Raw genomic sequence first — 15,814 nt, 5'->3', positions numbered from 1 at the left:
CCCCCCCGCCCCCCCCCACCCCCCCCCCCCGGCCGCCCCCGCCCCGGCCGGCGGCCCCTCCCCTCCCCACGGAACCCCCGGCCCCCTCGGACGACGCCCCGGTCCCCGCACCGCCGACCGGCGACAGCGCCCCGCCTCCGCCCCGCGCCTCGGCCCGCTTCCCGGACACCCCCCCGACGGCGGGCCGCCAGGACACCCCGCCGCCCCCTCGGGACGCCGGCCACCAGAGCGCGCCCGCGCAGTCCCCGGCCCACCCGGCCACCTCCCGCGTCGGCACCGGCGTTCCGCTGCCCGCCGAGGCCACCGACCGTGCCACCTCGCCGCCCGCCGCCCACCCACAGTCTCCGTCCCACCCGGGCACGTCCCTCCGTGGCGCCGGTGCGACGCCTTCCGGGCCGGAGCGCCGGGACACCCCGCCGCCCGCCGGCCACCCGAGCGCGCCCGCGCAGTCCTCGTCCCGTCGTGGCGCCGGTACGTCGCCTTCCGGGTCCGAGCGCCGGGACCCGTCGCCGACCGTCGGCTATCCGAGCGCGTCGGGGCAGTCTCCGTCCCAGCCGGGCACGTCCGGCCGTAACGCCGGTACGACGCCTGCCGGGTCCGAGCGCCGGGACCCGTCGCCGACCGTCGGCTATCCGAGCGCGCCCGCGCAGTCTCCGTCCCAGCCGGCGACGTCCGGCCGTGGCGCCGGTACGTCGCCTTCCGGGCCGGAGCGCCGGGACCCGTCGCCGACCGTCGGATACCCGAGCCCGCCCGCCCGCCCGGCCACGCCGCCCCCCGCCCGCCCCGCGCCCGGTGCAGCCTCCGGTCGGGCCGCCGGCCCTCGCCCGCCGGCGCCGCGGCAGCCCGAGTCGGGCGTTCAGCCTCGTCGTGCCCCTGCCGAGACGTCGGCCGAGACCACTTTCCGGCTCCGGCCCGTGCCCACCGAACCGGCCGCCGGAGGCACCGGCACCAGTACGCCCAGCCGGCCCGCGCCCGGCGCGTTCGGCGCGCCCCCCGTGCCTCCGCGGACCGCCTCCCCCGAGGCGTTCGCGCCCGACCCCTCTCTCTCCTGGAACGCGCCGACGCCCCCGCCCCCCGGCCGGCCCGTCGTGTCGTTCGGGGAGCCCGAGGGGTACGACGAGCGCGCCCGACCGCGCCCTCTCGGCCTGCGCGTCCGGCCCCGGATCGCCCTGGCCGCCGCCTGCGTCGTCCTCGGCCTCGGGCTCATCGGCGGCGCCCTGACCGGGAGCTGGCTGGTCGGCGAGCCCGGCGACGACGGAGTCCAGGGCACCTTCGCCGCGGCCGGGAGCCTGTGGCACAGCATCCCCGTCGACCGGCTGTTCCCGCCCACCGTGGACGGCAAGGGCGCCGGCCCCGGCGGCGCGGACCGGACCTGGACCCGGATCGCCGTGGCTCCCGACACCGGCTGCGCGAACGCCTTCGACCCGCTGCTGCGCAAGGCCCTCGCCCCGGCCGGCTGCCGCCGCCTGCTGCGCGCCACCTACCTCGACGCCACGCAGAGCCATGTCACCACCGTCGGCCTGCTGTTCACCAAGGCCGACCCGGCGACCATGCGCGCGCTCGACGCCCGCTTCACCCGGGACGGCCTCGACCGGCGCGCCGACCTCGTCCCGCGCCCCTACGCCCCCAAGGACACCCTGGCCGCCGGCTTCGGCGACGCGCAGCGGGCCTCCTGGACCGTCTCCGTGCTCACCGACGCGCCCGTCGTCGTCTACGCCGTCTCCGGCTGGGCCGACGACCGCGTGGTCGCCCGGCCCGAGCCCGCCGAGCAGGCCATGGGTTCCGGCGCCACCTCCGCCGTGGCCCAGGCCGGACTCGGCCACGAGGCGCGCGGCCTCGCCGACCGCGTCGAGCGCACCCTGCGCAGAAACGTCGGCCCGTCCGCGGAGCCGTCGTCATGACCGCCCCCGTGAACAAACCGGCGCCCACCGCCGTGACCAGAACCGTGAAGACCTTCCCGACCCGGCGCACCGCCCCCCTCGCGGCCCTGCTCGGCGCCTGCCTGGCCGTCCTGCCCGCCACCACCGCGCACGCCGACTCCATACGCGCCCAGCAGTGGGCCCTGGAGGCCATGCACACCCAGGAGGCCTGGCGCACCACCAAGGGCGCCGGCGTCACCGTCGCCGTGCTCGACACCGGCGTCGAGAACACCCACCCCGACCTCGCGGGCAACGTCCTCACCGGCAAGGACATGGTCGGCTTCGGTGCCAAGCGCGGCGACCGCGCCTGGGCCCGCCACGGCACCGCGATGGCCGGCATCATCGCCGGTCACGGACACGGCGAGGGCAACGGCGACGGCGTCCTGGGCATCGCCCCCGAAGCCAAGATCCTCCCCGTGCGGGTCATCCTCGAGGACGGCGACCCCGCCCGCGCCAAAGCCCGCAACACCCGCGGCAACGCCCTCGCCGAGGGCATCCGCTGGGCCGCCGACCACGGCGCCGACGTCATCAACCTCTCGCTCGGCGACGACTCCAAGTCCGCCCACCCCGAGGCCGGCGAGGACGAGGCCGTCCAGTACGCGCTGCGCAAGGGCGCCGTCGTCGTCGCCTCGGCGGGCAACGGCGGCGAGAAGGGCGACCACATCTCCTACCCGGCCGCCTACCCGGGTGTCATCGCCGCGACCGCCGTCGACCGCTACGGCACCCGCGCCTCCTTCTCCACCCGCCGCTGGTACGCCACCGTCAGCGCGCCCGGCGACAAGGTCGTCATCGCCGACCCCGACCGCAAGTACTACGAGGGCTGGGGCACGAGCGCGGCGGCCGCCTTCGTCTCCGGGGCGGTCGCCCTGATCAAGGCCGCCCACCCCGCACTGACCCCGGCCCAGGTGAAGAGGCTCCTGGAGGACACGGCCCGCAACGCCCCCACCTCGGGCCGTGACGACTCCCGCGGCTACGGCTTCGTCGACCCGGCCGCGGCCCTCGCCAAGGCCGCCCGGATGAAGCCGCGGCAGCTGAAGCCGGTCGCGCACGGCGAGGAGTACTTCGGCGCGGGCCCCGACGCGGCCACCTCCGACGACGGCCCGGCGGGCTGGACGGCGTGGCTCGCGGGCGGCACCGGAGTCGTCCTCCTCGGCGCGGCCGTCGCGATCTGGCGCGGCCGGCGCGGCCGCTTCGGCCTCGGGGCGTGACGCTCACTCCGCGGAGACATCCCTGGAGACACCCCTCCCGGAGAACACCGACACCGCGGCCACCGCCGCCGCCTCCACCACGGAGATCCCCCGCGGCCAGGTCGTATGGCCGTCCGACAGCACGGCCACCAGCAGCTCACGGCCCCCGGCCATCACCCGTCCGACGCTGTTGACGACCCACAGCCCGGTGGCCGTACGCGGCAGCCAGCCGTTCTTCAACGCCCACCCCGGGCCGTCGGCGGCCGCCCGCACACCCCAGCGCTGCCCCTCGGCGATCCGGCCCATCAGCGCCCGCGCACACGCCCGCGACGCCGCGCCCAGCTCCGAGTCCTCGCCGAACACCTGCCGCAGCAGCCGGAGCCGGTCGGCGGCCGTGGTGCGGGTCAGCCCCCACAGTCCGTCGTCGCCGCCCTCGGTCTCCGTGAGGCCGAACCTCCCGTTCGCGGCGTCGAGCCCCGCGGCTCCGCCGATCGCCCGCCACAGCCGGGACGCGGAGGCGTTGTCGCTGTGCTCGATCATCACGGCCGCGTCCGTCTGCTCCGCGGGCGTCAGCCCCCGCCCCTCGTCCTGGGCGCCCAGCAGCAGCGCGCACAGGATGTCGACCTTCACCACGCTCGCCGTGACGAAGGCGCCCCTCCCGTACGTGGCGCTCTCCCCGGACGCCAGGTCCAGCACCCCGGCCGACAGCCGGGCCCCGTCCGGGACGTCGACCGCCCGGAGGGCGCGCGCGAGCAGCGCGTCGCGGTCCACCGCGGGCCGTGCCGTCCCCTCCGCCGCAGCCTCCCTCATCCGCGGCCTCCTCGTGCCCCGGGCCCGGGCCCGCACACGCGTGGCGGGATCCCCCCGATAGGGTCGGTGACCGTGGTGAACAAGAACATTCCCGACTCCCCCTTCTCCGACGACGACGGCTCCGCCGACCCCGCGCTGAGCGCCGCGCTCGCCGCCTGGGCCGAGGACCGCTCCGCCGAGGGCCCGGTGCTGCGGGCGCTGAGCGAGGCCCGGCTGCTCGTCCCGGTCGTGGCCGTGCTCGGCGAGGTGGAGGAGGACGAGAAGGGGCTGCGCCGGGAGAAGACCAGCGACATGGCCGTCCCGACCCTGAAGGCCGGGAACCGCACCGCGCTGCCCGCGTTCACCTCCACCGAGTCCCTCGCCCGCTGGGACCCGGCCGCCCGCCCGGTCGCGGTCCCGCTGCGCTCGGCCCTGGAGGCCGCCGCGCACGAGAAGGCGGACACGATCGTCCTGGACCTGGCCGGTCCGGTGCCCTACGAGCTGACCGGCCGCTCCCTGCTGGCGCTGGCCGAGGGCCGGACGAGCACGGACCCGCTGGCCGACCCGGCCGTCCGGGACGCCGTACGGGCCGTCGTCGCCGCGGAGCCCGCAGTCCTGCGCGCCCACCTGGGGCCGGGCCGGGCCGACGGCACCCTGGCCCTCGTCATCGACGCGGCCGAGCCCGCGGAGGCGGCCCGCTCGGTCGCCGCGCGGCTGGCCGCCGACGAGACACTGAGGGCCCGCCTGGTGCGCGGTCTCGACCTGGCACTGCTGCCGGCCGGGACCACGCCGCCGGGCGAGCCCCTGTACGTACGCGGATGACCTGAGGACGGAACGGCTCAGCCGTAGACGGCGCCCGTGTACTTCTCGCCCGGCCCCTTGCCCGGCTCGTCGGGGACGACGGACGCCTCGCGGAAGGCGAGCTGCAGCGACTTCAGGCCGTCGCGCAGCGGGGCGGCGTGGAAGGAGCTGATCTCGGTCGTGCTCGCGTCCAGCAGGCCGGCGAGGGCGTGGATCAGCTTGCGGGCCTCGTCGAGGTCCTTGTACTTGTCGCCCTCCTCGGTCAGACCGAGCTTCACGGCGGCCGCGCTCATCAGGTTGACCGCGACCGTCACGATCACCTCGACCGCCGGCACCTCGGCGATGTCGCGGGTCATGGCGTCGAAGTCGGTGGAGCCGGAGGTCTCGGGGCTGTCCGAGGGGGAGGTGTCACTCATGCCCCACACGATAGGCCCCGGTGCGGGCCGGTTCGCGCCGCCCCCGGGTTGCTGCTAACCTTGTGTAACGACCGGCTGGAGACTCATGTCACCAGCCCACAAGTGGAGGCTCCGATCTCCCACCTGACCGTCCCCCGGGACGGCGGGTCACCCGGTCAGGCGGCCACCATCGTTCCGTACGGACGATGGAGCCGCCCGAATGGCGCCCCGCGGTATCGCGGCGGTGCTCCGGAAGTGCTTGGAGCCCCGCCTGTGATCGTCCGGGGCATTTTTTGTGCTTCGGCGCGGTTAGGTCTGTCTAACAGAGACATACGCGACGGTCCGCCAGACCGCCGTGTGGTGCTAACCGAGGAGGATCCATCAGCGCCGAGCCCCGCATCAACGACCGGATTCGCGTTCCCGAGGTGCGACTTGTCGGTCCCAGTGGCGAGCAGGTGGGCATCGTCCCCCTGGCCAAGGCACTGGAGCTTGCGCAGGAGTACGACCTGGACCTGGTCGAGGTCGCGGCGAACGCCCGTCCGCCCGTGTGCAAGCTCATGGACTACGGGAAGTTCAAGTACGAGTCGGCCATGAAGGCCCGTGAGGCGCGCAAGAACCAGGCGCACACGGTCATCAAGGAGATGAAGCTCCGGCCGAAGATCGACCCGCACGACTATGACACCAAGAAGGGTCACGTCGTCCGGTTCCTCAAGCAGGGCGACAAGGTCAAGATCACGATCATGTTCCGTGGTCGCGAGCAGTCCCGGCCCGAGCTGGGCTACCGACTGCTGCAGCGTCTCGCGGAGGACGTCCAGGACCTCGGTTTCGTCGAGTCGAACCCGAAGCAGGACGGCCGAAACATGATCATGGTTCTCGGTCCGCACAAGAAGAAGACCGAGGCGATGGCCGAGGCCCGCCAGGCGCAGGAAGCCCGCAAGGCAGACGCGAAGGCCAACCCCGGCAAGTCGCAGAACGCCGCGGAAACCGAGAACGCCGTGGAGTCCGAGGCTCCTGCCGAGGCCTCCGCCGAGGCGTGATCCCGGGGGACACCGTCCCCAGGACATAACCGACAAACGAGCGACGCTCCACCGTGCCCGGTTTCACGACCGGGCACCGGAGCGCCACCCACGAGGAGAGAACGGCGCTATGCCGAAGAACAAGTCGCACAGCGGTGCCAGCAAGCGCTTCAAGGTCACCGGCTCCGGCAAGGTGCTCCGTGAGCGCGCCGGCAAGCGCCACCTGCTCGAGCACAAGTCGTCCCGTGTGACGCGTCGCCTCACCGGCAACGCCGAGATGGCCCCGGGCGACGCCGCGAAGATCAAGAAGCTTCTCGGCAAGTGACGTACGCGGCGCTCCGCCTGAGCGCCGTACGTCTGGACCGGGACCCCATCGATTCCGGGCCGTGTGAGTCCAACCGCGGCCCCGCTACAAGGAGTTAAACAAGTGGCACGCGTCAAGCGGGCAGTCAACGCCCACAAGAAGCGCCGGGCGATCCTCGAGCAGGCCTCCGGCTACCGCGGTCAGCGTTCGCGCCTGTACCGCAAGGCCAAGGAGCAGGTCACCCACTCGCTGGTCTACAACTACAACGACCGCAAGAAGCGCAAGGGTGACTTCCGCCAGCTGTGGATCCAGCGCATCAACGCCGCTGCCCGCGCGAACGGCATCACGTACAACCGCTTCATCCAGGGTCTGAAGGCCGCGAACGTCGAGGTCGACCGCAAGATCCTGGCCGAGCTGGCCGTCAACGACGCCAACGCGTTCGCCGCGCTCGTCGAGGTCGCCCAGAAGGCGCTCCCGAGCGACGTCAACGCCCCGAAGGCGGCGTGACGCTGCGCTGGCTCTGAGCCGACGTGACCGGACCCGCAGGCTGTGACGCCTGCGGGTCCTGTCGTTGCCGTCCGGCCCGGCCCTCGGGTGCCGGCACGTCGTGGACGGTCGCCCAGCACCCCGCGCCCCCGAGGGGCGCGCCCGCACCCGGCGTCGACTACTTGTGAAGGTGAAGAAACGCATGCGTCCCCCCGCCCCCGAGCTGATCTCCCCCCGTTCCCAGCGTGTGCTCGCCGCGCGGCGCCTGGCGAAGCGGAACTTCCGGGGCAAGGAGCGGCTGTTCCTGGCCGAGGGGCCGCAGGCCGTGCGGGAGGCCGCCGCGTACGGCGACACGCTCGTCGAGCTGTTCGCCACCGTAGAGGCGGCCGAGCGGTACGCCGACATCGTCGGCGAGGCACGCACCGCCGGCGCCCGGGTGCACCTGGCCGACGAGCAGGTCATCGCCGACATCTCCACCACCGTGACGCCCCAGGGGCTCGTCGGGGTCTGCCGTTTCGTCGACACCCCCTTCGAGGACGTCCTCGCCGCCCGGCCCAAGCTGGTCGCCGTCCTCGCCCACGTCCGCGACCCCGGCAACGCCGGGACCGTGCTGCGCTGCGCCGACGCCGCGGGCGCCGAGGCCGTCGTCCTCACCGACGCCTCCGTCGACCTCTACAACCCCAAGGCCGTACGGGCCTCCGTCGGCAGCCTGTTCCATCTGCCGGTCGCCGTCGGTGTGCCCGTGGAGCGGGCCGTGGCCGGACTGAGGGACGCCGGGGTGCGGGTCCTCGCCGCGGACGGCGCGGGCGACCACGACCTCGACGCCGAGCTCGACGACGACGCCATGGGCGGGCCCACCGCCTGGGTGTTCGGCAACGAGGCGTGGGGGCTCCCGGAGGAGACCCGCGCGCTGGCGGACGCCGTCGTGCGCGTCCCCATCCACGGAAAGGCCGAGAGCCTGAACCTGGCCACCGCCGCGGCCGTATGTCTCTACGCGTCGGCCCGTGCACAGCGCGCCTCCGGAGGGTGCCGCTCCGTCACCGAGAGCTAGTAGGGTGACCAGCTCGGGGGCCCCTCAGCCGTCGTGAGAGGTGGGGTACGGGGATGAGTGTCGGCACGAGCAGCGCACCGGGGGCACAACGGGTGCGGCCGCCTGCCGAGGACGCCGCCGGCCCCGGCGTCGACCCCGACGACCTGCCCGACGGCCTCGTCGTCGCCGACGAGCACGGGCACGTGATCTGCTTCAACGCCGCCGCGGAACGCATCACCGCCGTCCCGGCCGCCACCGCCCTCGGACAGCGCCTGGAGACGGCGCTGCCGCTGGAGGACCTGGAGGGCCGGCGCTGGTGGCAGCTGACCGACCCCTACGGCGGCCTCGCCATCCGCAGCCGGCAGCCCGAGCGCAATCTGCTGCTGCCCGGCGGCCGCGAGGTGCTGGTCGCCGCCCGCTACGTCCGCGCCGAGCCGGCCGGGCCCGTCCGCCGGGTCGTCGTCTCGCTGCGCGACACCGAGGCCCGCCGCCGTACCGAACGCAGCCACGCCGAGCTGATCGCGACCGTCGCACACGAGCTGCGCTCGCCGCTCACCTCCGTCAAGGGCTTCACCGCGACCCTGCTCGCCAAGTGGGAACGCTTCACCGACGACCAGAAGCGGCTGATGCTGGAGACCGTCGACGCCGACGCCGACCGGGTGACCCGGCTCATCGCCGAACTGCTCGACATCTCCCGGATCGACAGCGGCCGCCTCGAGGTGCGCCGCCAGCCCGTCGACATCGGCGCGGCCGTCGGCCGGCACATCCAGGCGTACGTCGCCGCCGGGCAGCCCGCCGACCGGTTCCTGCTCCGCGTCGAGCAGCCGCTGCCCGCCCTGTGGGCCGACCCCGACAAGATCGACCAGGTGCTCAGCAACCTCATCGAAAATGCCGTGCGGCACGGCGACGGAACGGTCACCATTGACGTCACGGCCTCGCCGTCCCCCCGCGAGGGAGAGGACACCGGCACGTCGGTCACCGTGAGCGACGAAGGCCCCGGCATTCCGGAGGAGTCCATGAACCGCGTCTTCACCCGCTTCTGGCGGGGCAGCAAGCGCGGCGGCACCGGCCTCGGGCTCTACATCGTCAAGGGCATCGTCGAAGCCCACGGCGGCACCATCACGGTCGGGCGCGCCCCCGGGGGCGGCGCACTGTTCCGATTTACGTTGCCCGTGGCGGCACCGGCGTACCTCACCTGAGAGCCGGACCGGCCCCCACGGGCGCATTCGCTCACCTCAACCCCGTTAGACTCGGCCTTTGGCACCTTTGTGTCCCCATGACCGAGACGAGTTGTCCGCGAGTCGGTACGGGGCCATCCGCCAGCCAACCGGAAGCACGGGAAGAGATGTCGGCACCGAACAAGTCGTACGACCCTGTCGAGGTCGAGGCACTGAAACCAGAAGAGATCGAGCGCATGCGGGACGAGGCGCTCGCCGCCTTCGCCGCCGCGGACTCCCTCGACGCGCTCCAGGAGGCCAAGACCGCCCACATGGGCGGCGCCTCCCCGCTGGCCCTCGCCAACCGCGAGATCGGCGCCCTGCCCCCGCACGCCAAGGCCGACGCCGGCAAGCGCGTGGGCCAGGCCCGCGGCGCGGTGAACAAGGCGCTCGCCGCCCGCCAGGCCGAGCTGGAGGCCGAGCGCGACCAGCGCGTGCTGGTCGAGGAGGCCGTGGACGTCACGCTGCCCCACGACCGCGTGCCGGCCGGCGCCCGCCACCCGCTCACCACCCTGTCGGAGCGCATCGAGGACATCTTCGTGGCCATGGGCTACGAGGTCGCCGAGGGCCCGCAGGTCGAGGCCGAGTGGTTCAACTTCGACGCCCTGAACATCGGCCCGGACCACCCGGCCCGCGGCGAGGCCGACACGTTCTTCGTGGAGGGCCCCGACGGCGGCGCCGACTCGGGCGTGGTGCTGCGCACCCACACCTCGCCCGTGCAGATCCGCTCGCTGCTGGAGCGCGAGCTGCCGGTGTACGTGATCTGCCCCGGCCGCGTGTACCGCACCGACGAGCTGGACGCCACGCACACCCCCGTCTTCCACCAGGTCGAGCTGCTCGCCGTGGACGAGGGCCTGACCATGTCGGACCTCAAGGGCACCCTGGACCACATGGTCCAGTCGCTGTTCGGCGAGGGCATGAAGACCCGGCTGCGGCCGAACTTCTTCCCCTTCACCGAGCCCAGCGCCGAGATGGACATGCTCTGCTACGTCTGCAAGGGCGCGTCCGTCGGCAACCCCGACCGGCCCTGCCGCACCTGCTCGTCCGAGGGCTGGATCGAGCTCGGCGGCTGCGGCATGGTCAACCCGCGGGTGCTCACCGCCTGCGGCGTCGACCCGGAGAAGTACAGCGGCTTCGCCTTCGGGTTCGGCATCGAGCGGATGCTGATGTTCCGCCACAACGTCGAGGACATGCGAGACATGGTCGAGGGTGACGTCCGGTTCACCCGGCCGTTCGGGATGGAGATCTGATGCGGGTCCCGCTTTCTTGGCTGCGGGAGTACGTCGACCTGCCGGCCACCGAGACCGGCCGCGACGTGCAGGCCAAGCTCATTTCGGCCGGCCTCGAGGTCGAGACCGTCGAACAGCTCGGCGCCGACCTCAAGGGTCCGCTGGTCGTCGGTCAGGTGCTGACCATCGAGGAGCTGGAGGGCTTCAAGAAGCCGATCCGCTTCTGCACCGTCGACGTCGGCCAGGCCAACGGCACGGGCGAGCCCCAGGAGATCGTCTGCGGCGCCCGGAACTTCGCCGTCGGCGACAAGGTCGTCGTGGTCCTGCCCGGCGCCACCCTGCCCGGCGGCTTCTCCATCAGCGCCCGCAAGACCTACGGCAAGACGTCCCACGGCATGATCTGCTCCAGCGACGAGCTGGGCATGGGCGACGACGGCACCAAGGGCATCATCGTGCTGCCCCCGGAGACCGAGGTCGGCAAGGACGCCATCGAGCTGCTCGAACTGGTCGACGAGGTCCTGGACATCGCCGTCACCGCCAACCGCGGCGACTGCCTGTCCATCCGCGGCGTCGCCCGCGAGACCGCCATCGCCTACGGCCTGCCGCTGCGCGACCCCGCGCTGCTCGACGTGCCCGGCCCGAACGCCTTCGGCTACCCGGTGCAGGTCGCGGACCCGCTCGGCTGCGACCGCTTCACCGCCCGCACCGTGACCGGTGTGAGCCCCGAGGCGCGCTCGCCGATCTGGCTCCAGCGCCGGCTGCAGAAGGTCGGCATGCGCCCGATCTCGCTCGCCGTCGACATCACCAACTACGTGATGATGGAGCTCGGCCAGCCGCTGCACGCCTACGACCGGAGCCGCGTCCAGGGCGCCATCGGTGTCCGCCGGGCCGAGGAGGGCGAGAAGCTCGTCACCCTCGACGGCGTCGAGCGCACGCTCCACTCCGAGGACCTGGTCATCACCGACGAGCGCGGCCCCATCGGCCTCGCCGGCGTGATGGGCGGCGCCAACACCGAGATCGCCGATCACGACGACGTGGAGACCGCCTCCACCGAGATCGTCATCGAGGCCGCCCACTTCGACCAGGTGTCGATCGCCCGGACGGCCCGCCGGCACAAGCTGTCCTCCGAGGCGTCCCGGCGCTTCGAGCGCGGCGTCGACCCGGCCGCCGCCGCGGCCGCCGCGCAGCGCACCGTCGACCTGCTGGTGCTGCTCGCGGGCGGCACCGCCGAGGCCGGTGTCACCGAGGTCGTCACGCCGTCGGCGCCGCACACCATCACGGCCCCCGCCGACCACCCCGACAAGGTCGCGGGCGTCGAGTACGGCCGGGAGACCGTCGTGCGCCGGCTGCAGCAGATCGGCTGCGACGTGTACGGGCAGGACGAGCTGATCGTCACCGTGCCGTCCTGGCGTCCCGACCTGCTGGAGCCGAACGACCTCGCCGAGGAGGTCATCCGGCTGGAGGGCTACGAGAACCTGCCCTCCACCCTGCCGAAGCCGCCGTCCGGCCGCGGTCTGACGGCCCGCCAGCGGCTGCACCGCCGGGTCGGCCGCGCGCTGGCCGGAGCCGGCTACGTCGAGGCGCCGAACTACCCGTTCGTCAGCGAGCACGTCTTCGACCAGCTCGGCCTGGAGGCCGACGACCCGGCCCGCCGCGTCGTCAAGCTGGTCAACCCGCTCAACGACGAGGAGCCCGCGCTGCGCACGTCGCTGCTGCCGGGCCTGCTCGCCGCGCTGCGGCGCAACGACGGACGCGGTACGCACGACCTCGCGCTGTTCGAGACCGGCCTGGTCTTCCAGCCCCGCGACGGGCGGGCCGCCGCCGGCCACCTGCCCGTGGACCGGCGCCCGACCGACGAGGAACTGGCCGCGCTGGACGCCGTGCTGCCCGAGCAGCCCCGCCACGTGGCCGTCGTCCTCGCCGGTGCCCGCGAGCAGGCCGGCTGGTGGGGCGCCGGGCGTCCCGCCGGATGGGCCGACGCCGTCGAGGCCGCGCGCCTCGTCGCCCGTGAGGCGGGGGCCGCGCTGACGGTCCGCGCCGGCCAGTACGGACCGTGGCACCCGGGCCGCTGCGCCGCCCTGGTGATCACCGCGGACGGGACGGAGCGGGTCATCGGTCACGCCGGTGAACTGCACCCGCGGGTCCTGAAGGCACTCGGTCTGCCCGCGCGCACCTGCGCGATGGAGCTGGACCTGGACGCGCTGGAGCAGGTCGGCGACGACACGCCCCAGGCGCCCGCCATCTCGACGTTCCCCGTCGCCACGCAGGACGTCGCCCTGGTCGTCGACAAGCCGGTCCCGGCCGCCGAGGTCGAGGCCGCGCTGCGCGAGGGGGCCGGCGAACTGCTGGAGGGCATCCGGCTGTTCGACGTGTACGAGAACGAGGAGCAGCTCGGCGACGGCAAGAAGTCGCTGGCGTACGCCCTGCGCTTCCGCGCGGGTGACCGGACGCTGACGGTGGACGAGGCGTCGGCCGCGCGGGACGCCGCGGTGGCCCTCGCGGGCGAGCGCACCGGAGCGGTGCTGCGGGGCTAGGGCCTGTTTCGCCCCACCGCCGGGTGACTCCCTTGCGTCCCCCCGTGGACGTCAGGGGGTCACCTCACTCGATGGGGTGACTTCCCCGGGCGATCTCGTCGTTCCGGGGCATCTGCCGACAGAATCGGACCGGCCTTTCGAGGCCGGTCCGATTCTGCGTCGTCAGGGCCTTTCCTGGGGGGCCATGCGCATGTTCCGCATCAAGGCTCGGGTTCCCCGCACAGCGCCGGCCGTCGGGCTCCCCGCGGCCTGGGGCGCCACGGTGCTCACCTACGAACTGGCCTGTCCGCTCGCGCAACGCGAAGGACTGTGCGCCCGCGTCGTCTCCGGCGCCGTCCTCCTCGCCGTGGGCGCCGGCCTCCTCCTGCACACCCGGCGCACCCTGCTGCGGGAGCTGCGGCGGGCCCGGAGGGTCGCCGGTGCCGCGCAGAGCGTGCTGCTGCGCCCGCCGCCCGCCCGCGTCGCCGGGGTGCGGATCGCCGCCGGCCAGCTGTCCGCCGACCGGGGCGCCCGGGTCGGCGGCGACCTGTACGAGGTCGCCGCAACCGAACACGGCGTACGCGTGCTCATCGGGGACGTCCGCGGTCATGGCATCGGCGCCCTGGGCACGGTGGCGGCCGTCCTCGGCAGCTTCCGCGAGGCCGCCCACGACGAGCCCGACCTCGGCGGGGTGCTGCGCAGACTCGACCGCGCCCTGGCCCGGCACCTGGCCGAGCGGGCCCACGACGAGCCCGGCGAGGACTTCGTCACCGCGCTGCTCCTGGAGATCCGCCCGGACGGCGAGCTCAGCGCGCTCAACTGCGGGCACCCCTGGCCCTTCCTGCTGGGCGACGGCCGCGTCGAGCCCTTGGCTCGGGCCGACCCGCTCCCTCCGGTGGGCCCGTTCCCGCTCCCGGGCGACCTGGTGCCCGTGCGGTGCGGCGCGTTCCCGCCGGGCGACGTCCTCGTCCTGTACACGGACGGTGTCGAGGACGCACGGGACGCCGCCGGCCGGTTCTTTCCGCTCCACGCGACCCTGACCGGACTGGCGAGCCGTCTCCCGGCCGCTCCCGAGACCACGCTGCGCCTCCTCTTCTCCGCGCTCCTGCGGCACACCCGGGGCCGCCCGGCGGACGACGTGGCCCTCGTCGTCCTGCGCAACGACCGGGCGCGCGTGACCTGCGGCCCGCTCGGGGCAGGGGTCTCCGACGCGGAGGGCTCCGTCCCCGGCACACGGCCGGCCGCCACCTGACCCGCTCGGCGTCGGCGGCGCCGTCCGCCCCGCCACGGAGTGTCGGGCAGGCAGCCGGGCGGACGGCGCGGAAGCGGGCCGCCGCACTGTATGAGGGGGAGCCGGCGGCCCGGCCGGCCTCTTGCGAGGCATTTCAGTCAACCGGTAGGAAACTCTCCGCGACAGCGCGCGCACCCTACGGATTCGCGCACTCCGTTCACACCCCGTGTGAACCGGTTCGCACTAGTCTGTCGGCACCGAGCCACCCGGGGGGCATCCATGCAGCCCAACACTCTGCTCGACGCGATCCTCGACGAGGCGGGGATCTCGCACGCGGGGCTGGCCGCACACGTGAACCAGGCGGGGCGGGCGCGCGGGCTCGCCCTGAGATACGAACACACGGCCGTCGCAAGGTGGTTGAAGGGGCAGCGGCCGCGTGGGCAGGTCCCGGACCTGATCTGCGAGGTGCTCGCCGGACGGCTGCGCCGGACGGTCACGCTCGACGACATCGGGCTGGGCGTGCCCGGCGAGCAGTCGGTCGCGCACACCACCTCGCTGTCCGGCTTCGTCGAGCGGGCCACCGCCCTGTGGCGCTCCGACGAGCAGCAGCGCCCCCACATCCTGGGCGCCCCCGCGGTCACCGGCACCCCCGCCGTCATGCCGGTGTGGGAGTGGGAGAACCCGCCCGAGGACGTCGACGTCTCGCGCGGCGGCCGGCACCGGGTCACCGCCGCCGACATCGAGATGCTGCGGTCCGCGCGCGCCCACTACGAGCAGATGTACCGCAAGGCGGGCGGCATGGCGACGCGCACCAGGATCGTCGGCTTCCTCAACGCGGAGGCCGCCCCGCTGCTGCGCGGCAGCTACACCGACGCGACGGGCCGTCAGCTGCACCGCGCGACCGGCGGGCTGGTGGCCATCGCGGGGATCTGCGCGTACGACTCGGACGCGCACGGGCTGGCGCAGCGCTACTTCCACCAGGCGCTGCGGCTGGCGAAGGCCAGCGGGGACCGGGGACTCGGCGCCTATGTGATCGCGCTGCTCGTCAACCAGGCGCTGTTCATGCGGGAGTTCCGCCAGGCGGTGGCCTTCGCCGAGGCCGCGCTGCGGGCCGCCGGCAAGCACATCACCCCGGCGCTCGCCTCCGATCTGTACGCGATGCAGGCGAAGGCGTACGCCCACCTCGGGGACGGCACGAGCGCGTTGTCCTGCATCCGGCGTGCCGAGCAGGCCGCCGAACGCATCCGGCGCGGCTACGAACCCGACGAGACGGGCTATGTCCAGCCGGGCCTCGTCAACGTGCAGGTGGCGGAGGCCCTGCTGAGCCTCGGGGAGGTTGCGGCCGCGCGCGAGCACGCCGCGGCGGCCGTGGACAACCCCGCGCACGACCGGGGCCGGGTGCACCGGCTCGCCATGCTCAGCACGATCGAACTGCGCCAGGGCAACGCGGACAACGCCGTGGCCATCGCGGTGCAGATGGCCGAACAGGCGCGCGGAATGGAGTCGCAGCGGCTGCGCGACAGACTCCGGGCGGTGCGCGAACACCTGGTGCGCAGCGGCTGCGCGGGGACCTCCGAGGCCGCGGCACTCATCGACGGGGCACTGCGCGTACCGCTCTAGACCTCCGACCGCTTCCCGGCACAACTTCGGGTCGCTGCTGCGATATTGCCACTTACTCGACGGAAGGTGGCAGAACC

General features: G+C 74.0%; 13 protein-coding genes and 1 pseudogene. 12 read left to right on the top strand and 2 right to left on the bottom strand.

Annotation, left to right across the window (positions count from 1 at the left end):
* Window positions 1-914 precede the first annotated feature (914 nt).
* Window positions 915-1,901: a hypothetical protein gene (locus tag ADL34_RS27015; protein ID WP_234375115.1), complete on the top strand. Its 987-nt coding sequence runs from the start codon at window positions 915-917 to the stop codon at window positions 1,899-1,901.
* Window positions 1,898-3,127, top strand: coding sequence for a type VII secretion-associated serine protease mycosin (gene mycP, locus ADL34_RS27010; RefSeq protein WP_079034370.1), 1,230 nt, complete (start codon window positions 1,898-1,900; stop codon window positions 3,125-3,127). The genes ADL34_RS27015 and mycP overlap by 4 nt, the downstream gene beginning before the upstream one ends.
* Before the next feature lie 3 nt (window positions 3,128-3,130).
* Here the strand turns inward: mycP and ADL34_RS27005 are convergent, their stop codons facing one another.
* Entirely contained in the window at window positions 3,131-3,916 is a 786-nt protein-coding gene (locus ADL34_RS27005; protein ID WP_062671995.1) for a hypothetical protein, read from the bottom strand.
* Between the two features lie 72 nt (window positions 3,917-3,988).
* Here ADL34_RS27005 and ADL34_RS27000 point away from each other — a divergent pair, with 72 nt between their 5' ends.
* Complete coding sequence (locus tag ADL34_RS27000) at window positions 3,989-4,717, top strand: SseB family protein (protein WP_062672002.1); 729 nt, start codon at window positions 3,989-3,991, stop codon at window positions 4,715-4,717.
* 17 nt (window positions 4,718-4,734) lie between these two features.
* On the opposite strand, the gene ADL34_RS26995 is transcribed toward ADL34_RS27000, so the two are convergent.
* On the bottom strand, window positions 4,735-5,112 hold the full coding sequence (locus ADL34_RS26995; RefSeq protein WP_062671993.1) for a DUF1844 domain-containing protein: 378 nt from the start codon (window positions 5,110-5,112) through the stop codon (window positions 4,735-4,737).
* A 334-nt stretch (window positions 5,113-5,446) separates the two neighbouring features.
* Between ADL34_RS26995 and infC the strand changes: the two are divergent.
* The 9 genes and pseudogenes from infC (at window position 5,447) to ADL34_RS26950 (ending at window position 15,737) form a co-directional block, all read left to right on the top strand.
* Window positions 5,447-6,128: pseudogene (infC, locus tag ADL34_RS26990) on the top strand (translation initiation factor IF-3).
* A gap of 109 nt (window positions 6,129-6,237) precedes the next feature.
* Complete coding sequence (rpmI, locus tag ADL34_RS26985; protein ID WP_004933563.1) at window positions 6,238-6,432, top strand: 50S ribosomal protein L35; 195 nt, start codon at window positions 6,238-6,240, stop codon at window positions 6,430-6,432.
* A 102-nt stretch (window positions 6,433-6,534) separates the two neighbouring features.
* The gene (gene rplT, locus ADL34_RS26980) at window positions 6,535-6,918 is read left to right on the top strand and encodes a 50S ribosomal protein L20 (protein WP_006141703.1); all 384 of its coding nucleotides are present in this window, start codon (window positions 6,535-6,537) and stop codon (window positions 6,916-6,918) included.
* Window positions 6,919-7,099: 181 nt separating this feature from the next.
* Window positions 7,100-7,948 (top strand): TrmH family RNA methyltransferase, encoded by an 849-nt coding sequence (locus ADL34_RS26975; RefSeq protein ID WP_062671989.1) that lies wholly within the window; start codon window positions 7,100-7,102, stop codon window positions 7,946-7,948.
* Window positions 7,949-8,001: 53 nt separating this feature from the next.
* Window positions 8,002-9,126 (top strand): sensor histidine kinase, encoded by a 1,125-nt coding sequence (locus ADL34_RS26970; protein WP_062671988.1) that lies wholly within the window; start codon window positions 8,002-8,004, stop codon window positions 9,124-9,126.
* Between the two features lie 146 nt (window positions 9,127-9,272).
* The gene (pheS, locus tag ADL34_RS26965; RefSeq protein WP_062671986.1) at window positions 9,273-10,394 is read left to right on the top strand and encodes a phenylalanine--tRNA ligase subunit alpha; all 1,122 of its coding nucleotides are present in this window, start codon (window positions 9,273-9,275) and stop codon (window positions 10,392-10,394) included.
* Window positions 10,394-12,907: a phenylalanine--tRNA ligase subunit beta gene (gene pheT, locus ADL34_RS26960; RefSeq protein ID WP_062671984.1), complete on the top strand. Its 2,514-nt coding sequence runs from the start codon at window positions 10,394-10,396 to the stop codon at window positions 12,905-12,907. The genes pheS and pheT overlap by 1 nt, the downstream gene beginning before the upstream one ends.
* Before the next feature lie 190 nt (window positions 12,908-13,097).
* Window positions 13,098-14,138 (top strand): PP2C family protein-serine/threonine phosphatase, encoded by a 1,041-nt coding sequence (locus tag ADL34_RS26955; RefSeq protein WP_062672000.1) that lies wholly within the window; start codon window positions 13,098-13,100, stop codon window positions 14,136-14,138.
* 258 nt (window positions 14,139-14,396) lie between these two features.
* Window positions 14,397-15,737: a hypothetical protein gene (locus ADL34_RS26950; protein WP_062671982.1), complete on the top strand. Its 1,341-nt coding sequence runs from the start codon at window positions 14,397-14,399 to the stop codon at window positions 15,735-15,737.
* Window positions 15,738-15,814: the final 77 nt, after the last annotated feature.

Source organism: Streptomyces sp. NRRL WC-3605 (assembly GCF_001509795.1).
GTDB lineage: Bacteria > Actinomycetota > Actinomycetes > Streptomycetales > Streptomycetaceae > Streptomyces > Streptomyces viridochromogenes.
This window is presented reverse-complemented; position numbering and strand designations above follow the sequence as displayed.